Consider the following 16,640-nt stretch of genomic DNA (forward strand, 5'->3'; position numbering starts at 1 on the left):
ACGGAACGTTAGCCGCCGTCAGCCGTCCGTGCCGGAAATCCGGATCAACAGGCCCATGAACTGCTCGCGTTCGGCGTCCGAGAGCGGGGCGAGCAATTCGTCGTTGGCCGCGCGGGCCGCCTTCTCGCAGCGGGCGAGGAGGCGGGCGCCGTCGTCGGTGAGGGACACGGCGTTCTTGCGCCGGTCCCTGGGGTCGGGGGCGCGGACGACGTGGCCGGCGGACTGCAGGTCGTTGAGCACGCCGACCAGGTCCTTGGGGTCCAGGCCCACGCTGCGGCCGAGGTCTGCCTGGGCGACGGGCTGAAGGTCCCGGACGGCGGAGAGGACCACGTGGTGCCACATCTTCTGGCCCTCGGCCGCGAGGGCGTCGGCGACCAGGGCGCGCCCCCGGCCGGCGGCGCGGCCGAGGAGCCAGCTGGGCAGGGAGCGGATTGCGGGCAGGGGTGCTTCGGCCATACGGGCAGCGTATCCCGAGAATCGTTGGACGCACCAACGAACCTCCGCTATCGTTGGGGCTCCCAACGAGTTCATGGGTGTTCCCAACGGTCAATGCGCCGGAATTCCGGCCCTGGAGGTGTGTGCGATGCGTCGCGTCCGATACGAGTCCACCGGCGGCCCGCTGTTCGTCGAAGAGGCGCCCGTCCCCGAACCCGGCCCCGGCGAGCTGCTGGTGCGTTGCGCGGCCGTCGGCGTCACCCTGCCCGTGGTGCGCAAGGTCACCGAGGCCGCCGAGCCGATCGCGCTCGGCGGGGAGATCGCCGGCGAGGTGGTGGCGGCCGGCGAGGGCGTGACCCGGTACCGGCCGGGCGACCGGGTGACCGGGCTGTGCTTCGGACACGGATACGCCGACTTCGCCCTGCTGCACGAGGCCATGGCCTCCCCGATACCGGACGGCGCAGATGCCGTGGACGCGATCGCGCTGGTCCGCAGCGGTCTGGTGGCGTTCGGGGCGCTGGAGGCGGCGCGCCCGGTGCCGGGCGAGGCAGTGCTCGTCACGGCGGCGGCGAGCGGGGTCGGACACCTCGCGGTGCAGCTGGCGCGGGCGCGGGGTGCGGGGCGGGTGGTGGGGGCCGTGTCCGACCCCCGCAAGGCGGATTTCGTCCGCTCACTCGGCGCGGACGACTGTATCCAGTACGGCGACGACAGCTGGGGGGATCCCGTCGACTGTGTACTGGATGCCGTCGGCGGTGACCTGCTCGGCCCAGCCCTCGCCGCCCTGGCCCCGCACGGCCGCCTCGTCGCCTACAGCTCCGGCGGCGGCACCCTCCGGGCGTACGACCTGCTGGTGGGTGCCAAGTCGGTGATCGGATTCCAGATGGCCCTGATCGCCCGTGGCCGGCCGGAGCTGTACGAGCAGTGGCGCAAGGAGCTGTGGCGGTTGTTCGCCGAGGGCGCCCTGAAGCCCGCCGTGCACGCCGAGTTCGCGCTGGAGGACGCGGCGAAGGCGCACGAGGTGATCGAGCGGCGGGCCAACCTCGGCAAGGTCGTGCTGCGCCCGTAGGCCGTTCGCGTGTTCCGTGCGCTGCACGCTTCTTGTGGGGCGCCCTGTCCCCAACTACCTTCGATGGGGCGCATTGGACGTCGGATGTCCGGATGTCCAGAGGTCCGGCCGACGAAAGGGCAGGTCGCACCATGCCGTCAGGTCTTCGCGCCCGTCTCAGAGCCGTACTCGCCGCCGTCACCGCGGCGGCCGCCCTCACAGCGTTCCTCCCCGGCACCACCGCGCACGCCCGACCGGCCACCGGATCCGACGTGTTCGAGCAGCAGATCCTCTTCAAGGCGTCCCAGGACCCCGGCTACGCCTGCTTCCGCATCCCGGCGATCGTGCGGACGACCGCCGGCACTCTGCTGGCGTTCGCCGAGGGCCGGGTCCTCAACTGCGGTGACGCCGCCGACATCGACATCGTGCTCAAGCGCTCCACCGACGGCGGCCGCACCTGGGGCCCGCTGCAGGTGGTCAACGAGGGCGCCGGTGACACGCACGGCAATCCGGCGCCGGTCGTGGACCGCGAAACGGGCCGGGTCTGGCTCGCGGAGACGTACAACACGGGCCGTACGGACAGCGCCAGTTGCTCGATCCCCTGCGACCGCACCCCGCATCTGCAGTACAGCGACGACGACGGCCAGAGCTGGTCCGTGCCGCGCGATCCGGGCCCGGAGATCCTGCCCGCCGACTGGAACTCCTGGTACGCGACCGGGCCGGTGCACGGCATCCAGCTGACCCGGGGCCGGTACGCGAGCCGGCTGGTCTTCGGGGTCAACACCGAGACCTGGGACGGCAGCCGGGTCACCGCCAACCACGCGGCGCTGATCGTGAGCGACGACCACGGCGGCCACTGGCGGATCGGGGCCACGGACACCTGGCCCATCGCCGACGACGGCACCTTCCGGCAGAAGCCGTCCGAGCTGGCCCTCGCCGAGCGCGGCGACGGCTCCATCCTGGTCAGCGGCCGGGAGCAGGACGGCACCGACCTGGGCCACCGCACCCAGGCCGTCAGCCGCGACGGCGGGAGCAGCTTCACCGCGCCGTTCCACGGCCTGCCCGACCTGTACGCCCCGCAGGTCCAGGGTTCCCTGCTGCGCCTGGACGACCGGCTTCTGCTCGCCTGCCCCGCCGACCCCGACCGGCGGCGGACGATGATGATCCGCTCTTCCTACGACGGCGGCCGGACCTGGGACGGCGTGGACCGCGGCACGGTCGTCACCACGGACTGGTCCGGCTACTCGGACATGGTGCGTGCCGACGCGGACACGGTGGGCCTGCTCTACGAGGGCGGGGCGGTGGACGCGCGCGACGAGATCCGCTTCGCCCGCTTCACCGAGGACCGGCTCGCCCCGCGCCGCGGCCCCGACCCGGTCACCGCCGACCTGGCCCCGCACGCGCGCCCGGCCGCGGTGCTCGGCGGCGCGCAGGAGACGGACGGGGTCTTCGGCAAGGCGCTGGAGTTCGACGGCACCGACGACGCCGTGCGCCTGCCGTTCCGCAGCGGGCTGCCCCTGGGGACCAGGGACTTCACGGCGTCCCTGTGGTTCCGCTACACGGCCACCGCCGGCGAGCAGCCGCTGCTGTGGATGGGCGGGGTGGGCACCACCCAGCCGCAGGTGTGGGTGCGCGGCGAGCCGGCGAACCACCGGATCCAGGGACTGATCACGGTGCGGGACGGGGCGATCGCGCCGCAGACTGTCTACGTTCGTACGGATACCGCATACAACGACGGCCAGTGGCATCACCTGGCGCTGCGCCGGGGCGGAGGACGGCTGTCGTTGTTCGTCGACGGTGTGCAGTCGTCCGTCGCCGACATACCGGGGTCGGTCAGCCGTAACTCCCCCTTCGGTGTGCACATCGGTCAGCGCATGGACAGCCGGGCCTTCTTCACCGGCTCGATCGACGAGGTGCACGTCTGGGACCGTGCGCTCACCGATGGGCAGCTGTCGGACCCGAAGGCACTGCGGTCACCGAAGGACACGGTCCTGTGGCTGCCCCTGGACCGCGTGCTCGGCTGACGCGCCCGGCGCGTCCTGGGCCTCCTGCGGGTCGCGGGCGCGCCGCTTGGCGATGACCGCGCACACCATGAGCTGCATCTGGTGGAACAGCATCAGCGGCAGCACGGCGAGGGAGGCCTGGGCGCCGAACAGGACGCTCGCCATGGGCAGCCCGGAGGCCAGGGACTTCTTCGAGCCGGCGAACTGGATGGCGATCCGGTCGTTGCGTCCGAAGCCGAGTGCCCGGGCGCCGTACCAGGTCAGCAGGAGCATCACGGTGAGCAGGACGGCCTCGACGGCGAGCAGCGCGCCCAGCCGGGCCGGGCTGACCTGGTGCCAGATGCCCCGGGTCATGCCCTCGCTGAAGGCGGTGTACACGACCAGCAGGATCGAGCCGCGGTCGACCAGGCCGAGCACCTTCTTGTGCCGGGCGACGAAACCGCCGATCCAGCGGCGCAGCACCTGCCCGGCGAGGAACGGCACCAGCAGCTGCAGCACGATCTTGATCAATGAGTCGGCGGAGAACCCGCCCCCGCTGTTGCCGAGCAGTCCGGCCGCCAGCAGCGGGGTGACGACGATGCCGAGGAGCGAGGAGAAGGACCCGGCGCAGATCGCCGCCGGTACGTTTCCGCGGGCGATCGAGGTGAACGCGATGGACGACTGGATCGTGGACGGCACCAGTGTCAGGAACAGCAGCCCCTGGTAGAGGGGCTGGGTCAGCAGTACCGGCACCAGCGCCCGCGCGGCCAGCCCGAACCCCGGGAAGAGGATGAAGGTGCAGGCCAGCACGGTGACGTGGAGCCGCCAGTGGCGCAGTCCGTCCAGCGCCTCCCGGGTGGAGAGCCGGGCGCCGTAGAGGAAGAAGAGGAAGGCGATCGCGGCCGTCGACGCGCCCGAGGCCACGTCGGAGGCGGTGCCGCGGGCCGGCAGGAGCGCGGCGAGGCCCACCGTCGCGAGCAGCAGGACGATGTACGGGTCGATCGGCATCCAACGCGGCCGGCGCAGGCGTTTCACAGTGCTCCGATTGCTGTACGGGGGCGGGACGGGTGTCGCTTTGTCGCTTCCAGGGGCTGCAGGTCCCCCTCCATCGTCCTCCTCCGCCCGGCGATCGGGAATCCCGCACACCACTCTGACTGTCATCATGAATGGCGATAGCCGGGTAGCCTGAGGATGTGTACGACCCGGCGCAGCTGCGCACCTTCCTCGCCGTGGCCCAGACGCTCAGCTTCACGCAGGCCGCACGCCGGCTGGGGCTGCGCCAGTCCACGGTCAGCCAGCATGTGCGCCGGCTGGAGGACGCGGCCGGGCGGCAGCTGTTCACCCGGGACACCCATTCGGTGGAGCTGACCGAGGACGGCGAGGCGATGCTGGGCTTCGCCCGGCGGATCCTGCAGGTGCACGAGCAGGCCACGGCGTTCTTCACGGGCACCCGGGTGCGGGGCCGGCTGCGGTTCGGGGCGTCGGAGGACTTCGTGCTCACCCGGCTGCCGGAGATCCTGAAGGGCTTCCGCACCGACCATCCGGAGGTCGACCTGGAGCTGACGGTGGAGCTGTCCGGCACCCTGCACGAACAGCTGGCCGCCGGGAAGCTCGACCTGGTGCTGGCCAAGCGGCGCCCGGAGGATCCCCGTGGCGCGCTGGTCTGGCGCGACGACCTGGTGTGGATCGGCGCCGAGCGGCTGCGCCTGGACGCCGACCGGCCGGTGCCGCTGATCGTGTATCCGCCGCCCGGTATCACCCGGGCCCGTGCGCTCCAGGTGCTGGAGCGCGAGGGCCGCGCGTGGCGGATCGTGTGCACCAGCGGCAGCCTCAACGGGCTGATCGCGGCGGCCCGCGCCGGGCTCGGCGTGATGGCCCACTCCCGGCACCTGATCCCGCCCGGCCTGTTCCGTCTGCCGGAGCGGTCCGGGCTGCCCGACCTGGGCAAGGTCGACTTCGTACTCGTCCACGGCCGCCGAAGGGGCGCTGCCGAGGGGGCCGCGAACGCGCTGGCGGCGGCGTTGCTGGCGGGTGGGGAACGCCTCAGCCGCCGGGGCGGCTGAAGTCCGTCGCCCGAGGTCAGCGGGGCATCGGGTACGTGAGTTTCTTGACCTGGCGCAGGAAGGGCGTGGTCTCCACGTGCTGGACGCCGGCCAGGCCGCCGAGCGGGCCGCTGAGGTAGGCGTACAGATCGGCAGTGCTGCGGAACAGCGCGGTGACGGCGAGGTTGGACTGGCCGGCCGTCGCGGAGACCCAGGCGGTCTCCTGGTGCCCGGCCAGGGCCTCGCCGACGGAGTGCAGTGCGGCGGGCGCGGCGGTGACCCACAGCGCGGCGACGACGGGGTGGCCGAGGACCTCGGACCGGTACTCCACGTCGATGTACACCGCGCCCGAGGCGCGCAGCGCGGCCAGCCGGCGTTTGACCGAGGACTCCGAGCGGCCTGTCGCCCGTTGGAGCTCGGGGTAGGCGGCCCGGCCGTTCTGCTCCAGGACGGCCAGCAGGGGTTCGTCCTCGGGTTCGATGCGGGCCGGTCCGGGCACGGGTTCGGCGGGGCGCAGGGCGGCGATCTGGTCGTCGGTGAGTGCGGCGAACTTGCTGACCCAGCAGTCCGCACCGCCGTAGAAGCGGTGCAGGAGCTGGAGGGCGCGGATCTCGACCACGTTCGGCGTGCGCGGCAGCTTGCCGAGCAGCAGTTCGTCGTGGTCGCCGGGGGTGCGCGGCCTGGTCAGGCACAGGACCTCGGTGCCGCCCGAGGCGAGCCCGATCCAGTAGGTGTCGGGGCGCCGGGCGAGCGCCTCCCCGATGGCCAGGGCGCTGTCCGGCGCACAGCGGATCCGCAGCATCCACTGGTCCTGGCCGAGCCGGGAGGCGTTGCGCATCGCGACGACCCGCAGCCCGCCCTGGGCGCACAGGCGCCGGTAGCGGCGCGCGATCGTCTGGTCGGAGACGCCGAGCACCGCGGCGATCCGGCTGAAGGAGGCCCGGCCGTCGACCGCCAGCGCGGAGAGCAGTTGCAGGTCGAGCCCGTCGACGCTGTCGGTTTCCATCTCCAGCATGCGCGCCCCTGTCGGATTCCGTCGTGAATGGACAGTGCAGCGGTCCAATCGTCCGCACCTGGGCCATCGTACGGAGCGACGGGCAATCGGTCCGCAGGAACGCGGGGAGTCAGGACATGCGTACATGGGGGACGCTCACGGCCGTGTGCCTGGGCACGTTCATGTTGTTGCTGGATGTGACGATCGTGGTGGTGGCGCTGCCGGACATGGCGGCGTCGCTGCACGCGTCGCTGGGTGATCTGCAGTGGGTGGTCGACGGGTACGCGCTCGCGCTGGCCGCGCTGCTGCTGGGCGTCGGTGCCGCCGCCGACGTCCTGGGGCGGCGCCGGGTCCATGTGGCGGGCGTGGTGGTGTTCGCGGCGGCCAGTCTGCTGTGCGGGCTGGCCTCGGGGCCGGGGACGCTGGTGGCGGCGCGGGCGCTGCAGGGGCTCGGCGCGGCGGCGATGTTCGCGACGACCCTGCCGTTGCTGGGCTCGGTCTACCGGGGGCGGCAGCGGTCGGCGGCGCTCGGCGTGTGGGGCGCGGTCAGCGGTGGGGCCGCCGCGGTCGGCCCGGTGCTCGGCGGGCTGCTCACCGAGGGGCCGGGCTGGCGGTGGATCTTCTTCGTGAACCTGCCGGTGAGCGTGCTGGAGGTGTGGCTGACCCTGCGGATGGTCCCGGAGTCGCGCGGGGCGCGCGGCAGGAGTGTCGACTGGGCGGGTACGGCGGCCTTCGCGGTGTTCGCGGGCGGTGCGACGTACGCGGTGGTGCGCGCCGGCGAGGACGGCTGGTCGGCGGCGGCGACGCTGACGGCGTTCGCGGTGGCGGCGCTGGCGCTGGCGGTGTTCGTGCTGGTGGAGCGGCGGGTGGCGCATCCGCTGCTGGATCTGTCGCTGCTGCGCCGGCCGGCGTTCGCCGGGGTGATGGTGGCCTCGTTCGCCTTCAACGGGGTGGCGTTCGGCGCGATCCCCTATCTGTCGCTCTGGATGCAGACCCTGCTCGGCCTCAGCCCGGTGCGGGGCGGGCTGACGCTGCTGCCGATGACCGTGGTGTCGATGCTGGTGGCGGTGCTGGTGGGGCGGTTGCTGCACGGGGTGCCGGCCTGGCTGACGGTCGGCGGCGGGCTGCTGCTGATCGCCTCGGGCACGTTGTGCCAGGCGGTGCTGGACGCGGGCTCCGACTGGACGGCGCTGGTGCCGGGGTTCGTGCTGGTCGGTGCGGGCACCGGGTTCGTCGTACCGACCATGTCGGGGGCGGCGCTCGCCGCGGTGCCGGCGGAGCGGGCCGGAATGGCGGGCGGTGCGGTGAACACGGTCCGGCAGCTCGGGTACGCGCTGGGCGTGGCCGTCTTCGGCACTGTGCTCACCTCCCGGATGACCGGCGCGCTGCCGAGCGGCGCGGCGCACGCCCTGGCGGGCGGCGGCGCCGGTGCGCTGCGCGACGGCTTCCCGGAGCCCGTCCTGCGCGCCGCGTTCGCCTCGGGCCTGAACGCCGGCCTGGTGGTGGCGGGTCTGACCGGCATGGCCGCGGGGGTGCTGGTGCTGCTCCTCGTACGGAGGGGCCGGCCGGCGCCGCAGCAGGCGTCCGGCGCGGTGCCGGAGCGGACGGTGCCGGCCCGCCGGTGAGCCGCCACGGGACAGGGCGAGGCCGGTGCTCCAGGACTGCCCTCGCCGGCCCCCTGGACCCTGCCCCGTATGCGGTGATCGGTACGGTGTGCGCCGTAATCGCCGCGTACAGATTCGGTGGAGATTACGGGACCGAAACTTACTGACCCGTCAGTACCATGTCCGGCCCTTCCCCATGTGCGGGCATTTTCCGGTCACCGGCGGGGAGAAAGATGAGGTTTGCTCGGTTTCCGACCCCCTCCCGCCGGATGACGGTGTGGGGTAGCTTTCACCGCGCTGTGCCGCGTGTCACGGGCGTGACCAAGCAGCGAGGATCGGGGAGCGAGGTTTGCGCGAGTTCACCAACCCGCCGCTCACGTCGGCGCCGCCGGTGGGCGGTCTGGCCGACGCGGTCTTCGAGCATGCCCGCACGGATCCCACGCACATCGCTCTCGGCCGCAAGGACGCCTCCGGGCAGTGGCGGGAGGTGACCTCCGCCGAGTTCCGCGACGAGGTCCTGGCCCTCGCCAAGGGCCTGCTGGCGCGCGGCATCCGCTTCGGCGACCGCGTCGCGATCATGTCCCGCACCCGTTACGAGTGGACTCTGTTCGACTTCGCGCTGTGGTCGATCGGTGCCCAGGTGGTGCCGGTCTATCCCACGTCCTCGGCCGAGCAGTGCTTCTGGATGCTCTACGACGCGGAGGTGTCCGCGGCGATCGTGGAGCACGAGGACCACGCGATGACCATCGCCACCGTCATCGACCGCCTCCCGCAGCTGCGCCAGCTGTGGCAGCTGGACGCGGGCTGTGTGCAGGAGCTGTACGACGCCGGGGCGCACCTGGACGACGAGCTGGTGCACCGGCACCGGCAGGCGGTCACCCCGGATTCGGTCGCCACGATCATCTACACCTCGGGCACCACCGGCCGTCCCAAGGGCTGTGTCCTCTCGCACGCCAACTTCATGTACGAGGCGGACACGATGATCCAGCGGTGGCAGCCGGTGTTCCACACCAAGAAGGACGACGAGGCCTCCACCCTGCTGTTCCTGCCGCTCGCGCATGTCTTCGGGCGGATGGTGGAGGTCGCCGCGATCCGCGGCCGGGTCCGCTTCGGGCACCAGCCGCAGCTGAACGCCGCCGCCCTGCTGCCCGATTTGCAGGCCTTCAAGCCGACTTTCATCCTCGCGGTGCCGTACATCTTCGAGAAGGTGTTCAACGCGGCCCGCCGGAAGGCGGAGAAGGAAGGCAGATCCGGGCCGTTCGAGAAGGCCGTCGACATCGCGGTGAAGTACGCGGAGGCCGTGGAGGCCAAGGCGTGGGGCACCGGGCCGGGCCCGTCGGCGGGGCTGCGCATGCAGCACCAGCTCTTCGACAAGCTCGTGTACTCCAAGGTCCGTGCGGCGATGGGCGGCCGGATCCGCAACGCGATGTCCGGCGGGTCGGCGATGGACCGCCGGCTGGGCCTGTTCTTCGCGGGCGCCGGTGTGCAGATCTACGAGGGCTACGGCCTGACCGAGTCCACGGCCGCGGCGACCGCCAACCCGCCCGAGCGCACCCGCTACGGCACCGTCGGCCAGGCCATCCCCGGCGTGACCGTGCACATCGCCGACGACGGGGAGATCTGGCTGCACGGCGGAAACGTTTTCCAGGGCTATCTCAACAACCCGAAGGCCACCGACGAGACCCTGCACGAGGGCTGGCTGGCCACCGGTGACCTCGGCTCCCTCGACGAGGACGGCTATCTGACCATCACCGGCCGCAAGAAGGAGATCCTGGTGACCTCCGGCGGCAAGAGTGTCTCCCCGGGGGTGCTGGAGGAGCGGGTCCGCGAGCACCCGCTGGTCAACCAGTGCATCGTCGTCGGCAACGACCGCCCCTACATCGCCGCCCTGGTCACCCTCGACCAGGAGGCCGTCGAACACTGGCTGCAGATGCGCGGAAAGCCGAGGATGACCCCGGCCGAGCTGGTGCGCGACCCGGACCTGGAGACGGAGGTGCGACGGGCGGTGGTCGCCGCCAACACCCTCGTCTCCCAGGCCGAGTCGATCCGCACCTTCCGCATCCTCGCGCAGCCGTTCACCGAGGAACACGGTCTGCTCACCCCGTCGCTGAAGCTGAAGCGGAAGGCGATCGAGAAGGCGTACGACAACGAGGTCGAGGCCCTCTACCGGACCTGACGCAGGGCCGGCCCGCTCCGGATCGCCGCCGACCGGAATACGCCGCCGCTGTTCGCTGCGCCGGGACGTCATGGAGCGCCGCGGTGACGGACTGACCGGTCGGTGGAGACGGAGTGCGCGGTCAGGAATGCGTCGCGGCGCGTGATCGTTGACGATGGAAGTACCACCTGTCCACAACCGAAGGATCAAGAAGCTCGTGAGCAGCAAGGTCCCCCCGATCATCCTCAACAACGGCGTCGAAATGCCCCAGCTGGGCTACGGCGTCTGGCAGGTGCCGGACGACGAGGCCGAGCAGGCCGTCGCCACGGCGCTGGAGGCCGGGTACCGCAGCATCGACACAGCGGCGATCTACGGCAACGAAGAGGGCACCGGCAAGGCCATCGCCGCCTCCGGCCTGCCCCGCGAGGACATCTTCGTCACCACCAAGCTCTGGAACAGCGACCAGGGGTACGACTCCGCCCTGCGGGCCTTCGACGCGTCGCTTCGGAAGCTGGGTCTCGACTACGTCGACCTGTACCTGATCCACTGGCCGCTGCCCTCCCGCGACGCCTACGTCGACACGTACAAGGCGTTCGAGAAGCTGCTCGGCGACGGCCGGGTCCGCGCCATCGGTGTGTCCAACTTCCATCCCGAGTACCTGCAGCGGCTGATCTCCGAGACCTCGGTCGTCCCGGCGGTCAACCAGATCGAGCTGCATCCGCATCTGCAGCAGCACGCCGCCCGCGCGTTCCACGCGGAGCACGGCATCGCGACCGAGGCCTGGTCACCGCTCGGCCAGGGCAAGGGCCTGCTGGAGGTGCCGGCGATCGTCGCCATCGCGCAGAAGCACGGGCGTACGCCGGCGCAGGTCGTGCTGCGCTGGCACATCCAGCTCGGCAACGTCGTGATCCCGAAGTCCGTGACGCCGTCCCGGATCAGGGAGAACATCGAGGTCTTCGACTTCACCCTGGACGACGAGGACCTGGCGGCGATCAGCGCGCTCAACGAGGACCGGCGCCTGGGCCCCGACCCGGCCACCTTCGACATGGCCTGACAGCCCCGCGCACCACGGCCGTCCACCCCGCTTGCCGGGGCGGACGGCCGTCCGCGTGGCCGCGCACGGTGTCAGTCGCCGGTCAGTCGCCCCGTACGTCCACGTGCAGGACCTCGAACTCCTCCAGGGCGATCACCGTGGCGTGTGCCTTGGCTGTGCCCTCGCGGCGGATCGCGGCCTGGCGGGCGCGGGCGGCGGCGAGTGAGGCGCGGTCGGCGAAGAGGACGCCGGTCATGCCACGGCCGCGTTCGCGGTCCAGGAAGAGGGCCGCCCCGGCGAAGCCGGGCAGCACCTCCAGCCGGGGCAGCACGCCGACGTGGAAGGTGTCCGCGGCGAGGTCCGTGTCCGCCGGTTCGAACTCCAGGCGGGTGAGCCGCAGTCCGCCGCCGGAGAGGGTCCGTTGCCCGGCGTGGAAGACGGCGGCCTCGTAGTTCTCGACCGCGACGGTCCCGGCGAAGGGCTGCAGCAGTTCCGGCCGCCGCGCGCTCATCACCTCGTCGCTGATCCGACGGGCATCCGCGGACTCCCACCAGCTGACCGTGAGCAGCTTGCCGAGGTCACGGTCGACGAAGACGCCCGCTCCCCGGTATCCGGGGCGCTCCTCCAGCAGGTCGTGCCCGCGGGTGTTCAGGGCCCGGACGGCCGTGTCCAGCTGCGCCGGATCGCCGGTCGCGTACACCGTGCGTACGTACATGCGCCTCGCCTCCCGGAGCCGTGACCGAGTCGGCCGACAGCGGCCGAGATATCCGCATTGGCCGTTTTCCTTCAGTTTTGCCATGGTCACAAATCACCGCAATACGCGTGTGCTTCACCGGTTCGCCACGACGGGCTTGACGAGGACATGCATACAGGTCCACGGTGTACGGCACCTGGTAAGGAAACTTTCCTAACAGAAGGGTCCCCCACCGTGCGCCTTCGATCCCTGTCCCTCGCCGCGGCCTCCGCAGCCGCGCTGCTCACCGCCGGAGTCCTGCCGGCACACGCCTCCGCCGGCTCCGCGGCGAGGTCCGCCCCGCACTCCGCCCAGGAGGGCTCGGTCAGTGCGGCCGACCTGCTCGCCAAGGTGACGTCCTGTTCCCAGATATCGAACGGCAAGTACAAGACGGACGACGAGACATCGGCCACGGTCCCCGTCTGCGGCAAGAACGGCGCGGTGTTCTGGAAGGCCGACATGGACATCGACTGCGACGGCCAGCGCACCACCGAGTGCAACGAGGACCGCGACCCCTGGTACCAGGACGACACCGCCTTCCACCAGTCCGACGGCAAGCCGCTGAAGGCGCAGTCGCTGCCGTACGTCGTGGTCCCCAGCTCCAGCAGCATCTGGAACTACGCCGGCGCCGGCATCAAGGGCGGTGGAGTGGTCGCGGTCATCTACCAGAACAAGGTGGAGTACGCCGTCGTCGGCGACACCGGCCCCACGCAGATCATCGGCGAGGCGTCGTACGCCACCGCCAAGGCACTCGGCATCGACCCCGACCCGGCCAACGGCGGCGTCGACTCGGGCGTGACCTACATACTGTTCAAGAACTCCAAGGTCTCCCCCATCGAGAGCCACAGCGCCGCGGTCTCTCTCGGAGACCAGCTGGCCAAGCAGTTCCTCCAGAACAACTGACCCGTGCGGTACGCCCGCCGGGCCGGCCCGGCGGGCGTACGACCACGGTGCTGACGTCGCCCCCGGGCGGCTGCCGGATCGCCCCGGCCGGCCGTTGTCACACGGGCCGTACCGCCCGGTGCACCGTGTGGGCCGCCAGTACGAACACGTCGGGACGCCGGTGGGCGCTGCCGGGGTCGGCGGGGTCGAGGAGACGGTCCAGGGCGGCGAGGTCGCCGGCGTCCAGGACGTCGGCGTGGATCTCCCGGGCCCGCGTCAGGGCGGCGACGACGAAGGCGCGGGCCCGGTCCGGGACGGGGGCCGGCACATCGAGGAGGAAGCTGCGGGTGCCCGTGTGCCTCAGGCCCGCCGCGCCCAGCAGGGCGGGCCAGTCCTCGGCCTCGGCGACCGCGCCGGGCAGCTCGGCTCGCATCCGGGCGAAGCGGTCCTCCTGGGCCACGTCGATGCGGGCCTGCAGTCCGGGACGGCCGAAGCCGATGTCGCGGGGCAGGTAGCGGGCGGGCAGGCCGCCCTCCAGGATGGCCAGTGTGCCGCCGGGGGCGAGCCGGGCGGCGAACGCGGCGAGCGCGGCCTTCTGGTCGCCGAGGTGATGCAGGCTGCGGCTGGCCCACAGCAGGTCCACCGGATAGTCCAACTCGGCGAGAACGCCCGGAAGTTCCCCGGCCAGCGTGTCGAAGCGGTCGGCGGCGCCCTGGCGGGCGGCGCGTTCGCGGGCGCGTTCCAGCAGAGGCGCGGAGCCGTCGGCGGCGACCACCCGCGCGCCGGGGAACGTCTCCGCGATCAGGCAGGCGATGACCCCGGGTCCGCTGCCCGCGTCCACGATCAGACCGGGCTCGGTCACTTCCTTGCCCAGCCACGCCAGGGCCCGCGCGTACGCGGGGCCGAACACCTCGGCCTCCGCCTCCATCAGCGCCGCGATGGCGGCCCAGTCGGTATCCCCTCCGTGGCCGTGGGCGTGATGGCCGTGCTGCCCCTGGGGGATGTGGTGGTCGTGTGCCATGGTGGTCAGCCTCTCGCTCGGATGCGGCCAGCCTGCGACGGCGCACGGGGGCGGTGCCACTTTCGTTGCCGGTGCCGCAAAAAGCGATCCGCCGGGGGCTCGTCCGCCGGCGGTCAAGCCCCCGGCGGACGGGCCGGCCCGACACCCGGGACCCGTCAAGTCCCCGAAACAACCGCGGACTTCACGTCACCGTCGCCGACTACACCGACGACGTCGGCGTGGCGAGACGCTGACCCACTACGGCGCCAAGTCCGGTGGGGAGGTCGCCGCTCCCGTCCCTCGATCCGCCACCGGTTTGCGGTAGGCGCGCAGCGCGAACACCGGGTCGGGGCGGGGGCGGTCCTGGTCCGGCAGGCGGGTCAGCCGGGTGGCGAACTCCTCCGTGCGGGGCTCACCCGGTGGCAGCAGGGTGAACCAGCCGCGGCGCAGGTCGGCGATGGTGGTGCGGGGGCTGCGGCCCTGGCCGACGCCGGGGAACACGGCGTCGCCGGCCGGCCGCAGCCCGTGCCGGGCGGCGTGCGCGGTGACGGTGGCGGCGGCGTCCTGGGCGGGGCGGTGCGGGCGGGAGGCGAGGACGGCGTCGATGTCGCTGCCGACGTCGTGCGCCGCGGCCTTGTCGACGGTCGTGACGTACACCCCGCCGGGGCGCAGCACGCGGGCGCACTCGGCGACGATGGCGCGGACGTCCTCGGCGTCCTTCAGCAGATGCAGCAGCCAGATACTGGTGACCGCGTGGAAGGTGCCGGTGCGGAAGGGCAGGCGGCGGCTGTCGGCCCGTACGACCGCACCCGGCAGCCGGGCCCCCGCCATGCGGACCATGGCCGGGGTGAGGTCCGCGCCCGTCACCCGCAGCGCGGGACGGTCGGCGGCCAGCCGGCGGGTGACGATGCCGGTGCCGCAGGCGATGTCGAGGAGACGGCCCGGCCCGTCGGGGATCAGGCCGAGGATCGCCTCGGTGGCCGCTGCGGCGCGGGCCTCGCCGCCCCGGGACGCGTCGTAGGCGTCGGCTTCTTCGTCGTAGTCGAGCACGTCCCTCAGTGTCCGACGTGACCTGGGGCGATGTCCTCCACCCTGCGGGCGAGACCGAAGTCCTTCTCGGTGAGGGCGCCGCCCGCGCTGTGGGTGTGCACGCTGAGGGAGACGGTGTTGTAGCCGAGGCTGAGGTCGGAGTGGTGGTCCAGCTCGTCCTGGACGGCGGCGATGTGCATGACGAGCGCCGCCGCCGCGACATGCGAGCCGAGGCGGTAGGAGCGGGTGAGCCGGCCGGACTCCACCGACCAGCCGGGCAGCTCGGCGAGCCGGTCCTCGATCTCCTTCTGCGACAGCGGTTCGACGGCCATGGCCGGGTCTCCCTTCGAGGCGGCGGGAAGGAGGGCTACGCCATCAGCCTGCCACGCCGGCCGCGCGCCTACTCCGCCCGCGTCGGCCGCCTGCACACCCCCCTGGTTCAGTCCCCTGCACACTCCCCCGCATCAGCCGCCCGCACACTGCGCACATCAGGCGTGCGCGCACTCCGCGGCGAGGTCGTCGGCGAGTGCGGCGATCCTGGCCCGGCCCTCCACCTGTGCCACCCAGGGGTGCGGCAGGCCGGTGTCGCCGTACCGGGCGCCCAGCAGATTCCCGCAGATGGAGCCGGTGGAGTCGCTGTCGCCCGAGTGGTTGACGGCCAGCAGCAGGGCACGCGCGGCGTCGGGCTCCGCCAGGGCGCAGTAGACGCCGATGGCGAGGGCCTCCTCGGCGATCCAGCCCGCGCCGAGGGACTCCACCTTCTCGGCCGTCGGTGCCCCGTCGGCGGCGAGGTCCAGGGCGGCGCGCAGGGCGGCCGTCGTCTCGGTGTGGCCGCGGTGCCCCTCCAGCAGCCGCAGCGTGCGCAGCACCGCGCCCTCCAGGGAGTCCCCGGCGACCAGGTGGGCCACGATCGCGGCGAGGGCACCCGCCGCGTAGTAGCCGGTGGGATGGCCGTGGGTGATCTGGGCGCCGCGCGCGGCCATGGCGAAGGCCGTGTCGGCGGAGGTGACCAGGCCGAAGGGGGCCGAGCGCATGACCGTGCCGCAGCCCTTGGAGTCGGGGTTGACCTCGCCCGGTGTGCCGTCGAGCGGCAGCGCGGGGTCGGGCGCGTACATCTGGGCGACGCCGGACAGGCAGGCGTTGCCGGGGGCACGGCGGGCGTACAGCCAGGCCTCGGTGACCAGGCCGCCGGCCGGGACGCCCGGATACGACGGTGCCGGCCGGCCCGGACCGGACCGCGACGGGGCCGGGAACGACGCGCCCGGTTGCGGCGGTTCCGGCTGCGGCGGTTCCGGCTGCGACGGGCCCGGCTTGGACTGGGTTTCCAGCCAGCGTTCGTACGCCTGACGCAGCAGCAGCGGCCAGGCGCCGCCGATGCCCTTCTCGCGTTCCCGGGCGTGCGCCTGGATGAGGGCTTCGACGGTGAACAGGGTCATCTGCGTGTCATCACTGATCAGGCCGACCGCGCCGTGCGCGCCGGGCACGAGACCGGTGACGCCGCGGGCCCCGTGCGAGGCGCGGATGCGGTCCAGGGAGGCGAATTCCACGGGGTAGCCGAGGGCGTCACCGAGGGCGCCGCCGAGGAGACAGCCGCGGACCCTGGCCCGGTACACGGCCGCGGCCTGAAGGGACTGAGGGGACGAGGTCCGCCAGGGCTTCGACCACGGCTCGTGCATGCGTAACTCCGCAACTCCTGGACTACGGTC

Annotated in this window: 15 protein-coding genes; 7 read left to right on the plus strand and 8 right to left on the minus strand. The window is 72.4% G+C overall.

Annotated elements, in window-relative coordinates; all coding sequences use genetic code 11:
• Nucleotides 1-18: 18 nt before the first annotated feature.
• Nucleotides 19-456 carry a MarR family winged helix-turn-helix transcriptional regulator gene (locus ACIGXP_RS09420; protein WP_363218597.1) on the minus strand — a complete coding sequence of 146 codons (438 nt, stop codon included), beginning with the start codon at nucleotides 454-456 and terminating at the stop codon, nucleotides 19-21.
• A 127-nt stretch (nucleotides 457-583) separates the two neighbouring features.
• On the opposite strand from ACIGXP_RS09420, the gene ACIGXP_RS09425 reads away from it, so the two are divergent.
• Complete coding sequence (locus ACIGXP_RS09425) at nucleotides 584-1,501, plus strand: zinc-binding alcohol dehydrogenase family protein (protein ID WP_399765975.1); 918 nt, start codon at nucleotides 584-586, stop codon at nucleotides 1,499-1,501.
• Between the two features lie 131 nt (nucleotides 1,502-1,632).
• Complete coding sequence (locus ACIGXP_RS09430) at nucleotides 1,633-3,504, plus strand: exo-alpha-sialidase (protein ID WP_399765979.1); 1,872 nt, start codon at nucleotides 1,633-1,635, stop codon at nucleotides 3,502-3,504.
• Here the strand turns inward: ACIGXP_RS09430 and ACIGXP_RS09435 are convergent.
• Complete coding sequence (locus tag ACIGXP_RS09435; protein WP_399765982.1) at nucleotides 3,454-4,470, minus strand: bile acid:sodium symporter family protein; 1,017 nt, start codon at nucleotides 4,468-4,470, stop codon at nucleotides 3,454-3,456. The genes ACIGXP_RS09430 and ACIGXP_RS09435 overlap by 51 nt on opposite strands.
• Before the next feature lie 185 nt (nucleotides 4,471-4,655).
• Here ACIGXP_RS09435 and ACIGXP_RS09440 point away from each other — a divergent pair, with 185 nt between their 5' ends.
• Nucleotides 4,656-5,525 (plus strand): LysR substrate-binding domain-containing protein, encoded by an 870-nt coding sequence (locus tag ACIGXP_RS09440; RefSeq protein WP_399765986.1) that lies wholly within the window; start codon nucleotides 4,656-4,658, stop codon nucleotides 5,523-5,525.
• Between the two features lie 16 nt (nucleotides 5,526-5,541).
• On the opposite strand, the gene ACIGXP_RS09445 is transcribed toward ACIGXP_RS09440, so the two are convergent.
• Complete coding sequence (locus tag ACIGXP_RS09445; RefSeq protein WP_399765989.1) at nucleotides 5,542-6,519, minus strand: Lrp/AsnC family transcriptional regulator; 978 nt, start codon at nucleotides 6,517-6,519, stop codon at nucleotides 5,542-5,544.
• A 116-nt stretch (nucleotides 6,520-6,635) separates the two neighbouring features.
• On the opposite strand from ACIGXP_RS09445, the gene ACIGXP_RS09450 reads away from it, so the two are divergent.
• The 3 genes from ACIGXP_RS09450 (at nucleotide 6,636) to ACIGXP_RS09460 (ending at nucleotide 11,311) form a co-directional block, all read left to right on the plus strand.
• Nucleotides 6,636-8,123, plus strand: a complete 1,488-nt coding sequence (locus tag ACIGXP_RS09450; RefSeq protein WP_363218603.1) for an MFS transporter — start codon at nucleotides 6,636-6,638, stop codon at nucleotides 8,121-8,123.
• Nucleotides 8,124-8,451: 328 nt separating this feature from the next.
• Entirely contained in the window at nucleotides 8,452-10,278 is a 1,827-nt protein-coding gene (locus tag ACIGXP_RS09455; RefSeq protein WP_399765992.1) for an AMP-dependent synthetase/ligase, read from the plus strand.
• Between the two features lie 196 nt (nucleotides 10,279-10,474).
• Entirely contained in the window at nucleotides 10,475-11,311 is an 837-nt protein-coding gene (locus tag ACIGXP_RS09460; protein WP_363216235.1) for an aldo/keto reductase, read from the plus strand.
• 82 nt (nucleotides 11,312-11,393) lie between these two features.
• Here the strand turns inward: ACIGXP_RS09460 and ACIGXP_RS09465 are convergent, their stop codons facing one another.
• A complete protein-coding gene (locus ACIGXP_RS09465) occupies nucleotides 11,394-12,005 on the minus strand; it encodes a hypothetical protein (RefSeq protein WP_399765995.1) in 612 nt (203 codons plus the stop codon).
• 213 nt (nucleotides 12,006-12,218) lie between these two features.
• Here ACIGXP_RS09465 and ACIGXP_RS09470 point away from each other — a divergent pair, with 213 nt between their 5' ends.
• On the plus strand, nucleotides 12,219-12,926 hold the full coding sequence (locus tag ACIGXP_RS09470) for a glycoside hydrolase family 75 protein (RefSeq protein WP_399765998.1): 708 nt from the start codon (nucleotides 12,219-12,221) through the stop codon (nucleotides 12,924-12,926).
• 97 nt (nucleotides 12,927-13,023) lie between these two features.
• Here the strand turns inward: ACIGXP_RS09470 and ACIGXP_RS09475 are convergent, their stop codons facing one another.
• The 4 genes from ACIGXP_RS09475 to ACIGXP_RS09490 all read right to left on the minus strand — a co-directional run bounded on the left by ACIGXP_RS09475 (nucleotide 13,024) and on the right by ACIGXP_RS09490 (nucleotide 16,610).
• Nucleotides 13,024-13,926, minus strand: a complete 903-nt coding sequence (locus ACIGXP_RS09475; protein WP_399766001.1) for a class I SAM-dependent methyltransferase — start codon at nucleotides 13,924-13,926, stop codon at nucleotides 13,024-13,026.
• A 237-nt stretch (nucleotides 13,927-14,163) separates the two neighbouring features.
• Complete coding sequence (locus ACIGXP_RS09480; protein ID WP_363216239.1) at nucleotides 14,164-14,955, minus strand: class I SAM-dependent methyltransferase; 792 nt, start codon at nucleotides 14,953-14,955, stop codon at nucleotides 14,164-14,166.
• 5 nt (nucleotides 14,956-14,960) lie between these two features.
• Nucleotides 14,961-15,266, minus strand: a complete 306-nt coding sequence (locus ACIGXP_RS09485) for a 4a-hydroxytetrahydrobiopterin dehydratase (RefSeq protein WP_363216241.1) — start codon at nucleotides 15,264-15,266, stop codon at nucleotides 14,961-14,963.
• Nucleotides 15,267-15,422: 156 nt separating this feature from the next.
• Nucleotides 15,423-16,610, minus strand: coding sequence for an ADP-ribosylglycohydrolase family protein (locus tag ACIGXP_RS09490; RefSeq protein WP_399766004.1), 1,188 nt, complete (start codon nucleotides 16,608-16,610; stop codon nucleotides 15,423-15,425).
• Between the last annotated feature and the right edge of the window lie 30 nt (nucleotides 16,611-16,640).

Source organism: Streptomyces sp. NPDC053069 (assembly GCF_044546895.1).
In the GTDB taxonomy this organism is placed as follows: Bacteria; Actinomycetota; Actinomycetes; order Streptomycetales; family Streptomycetaceae; genus Streptomyces.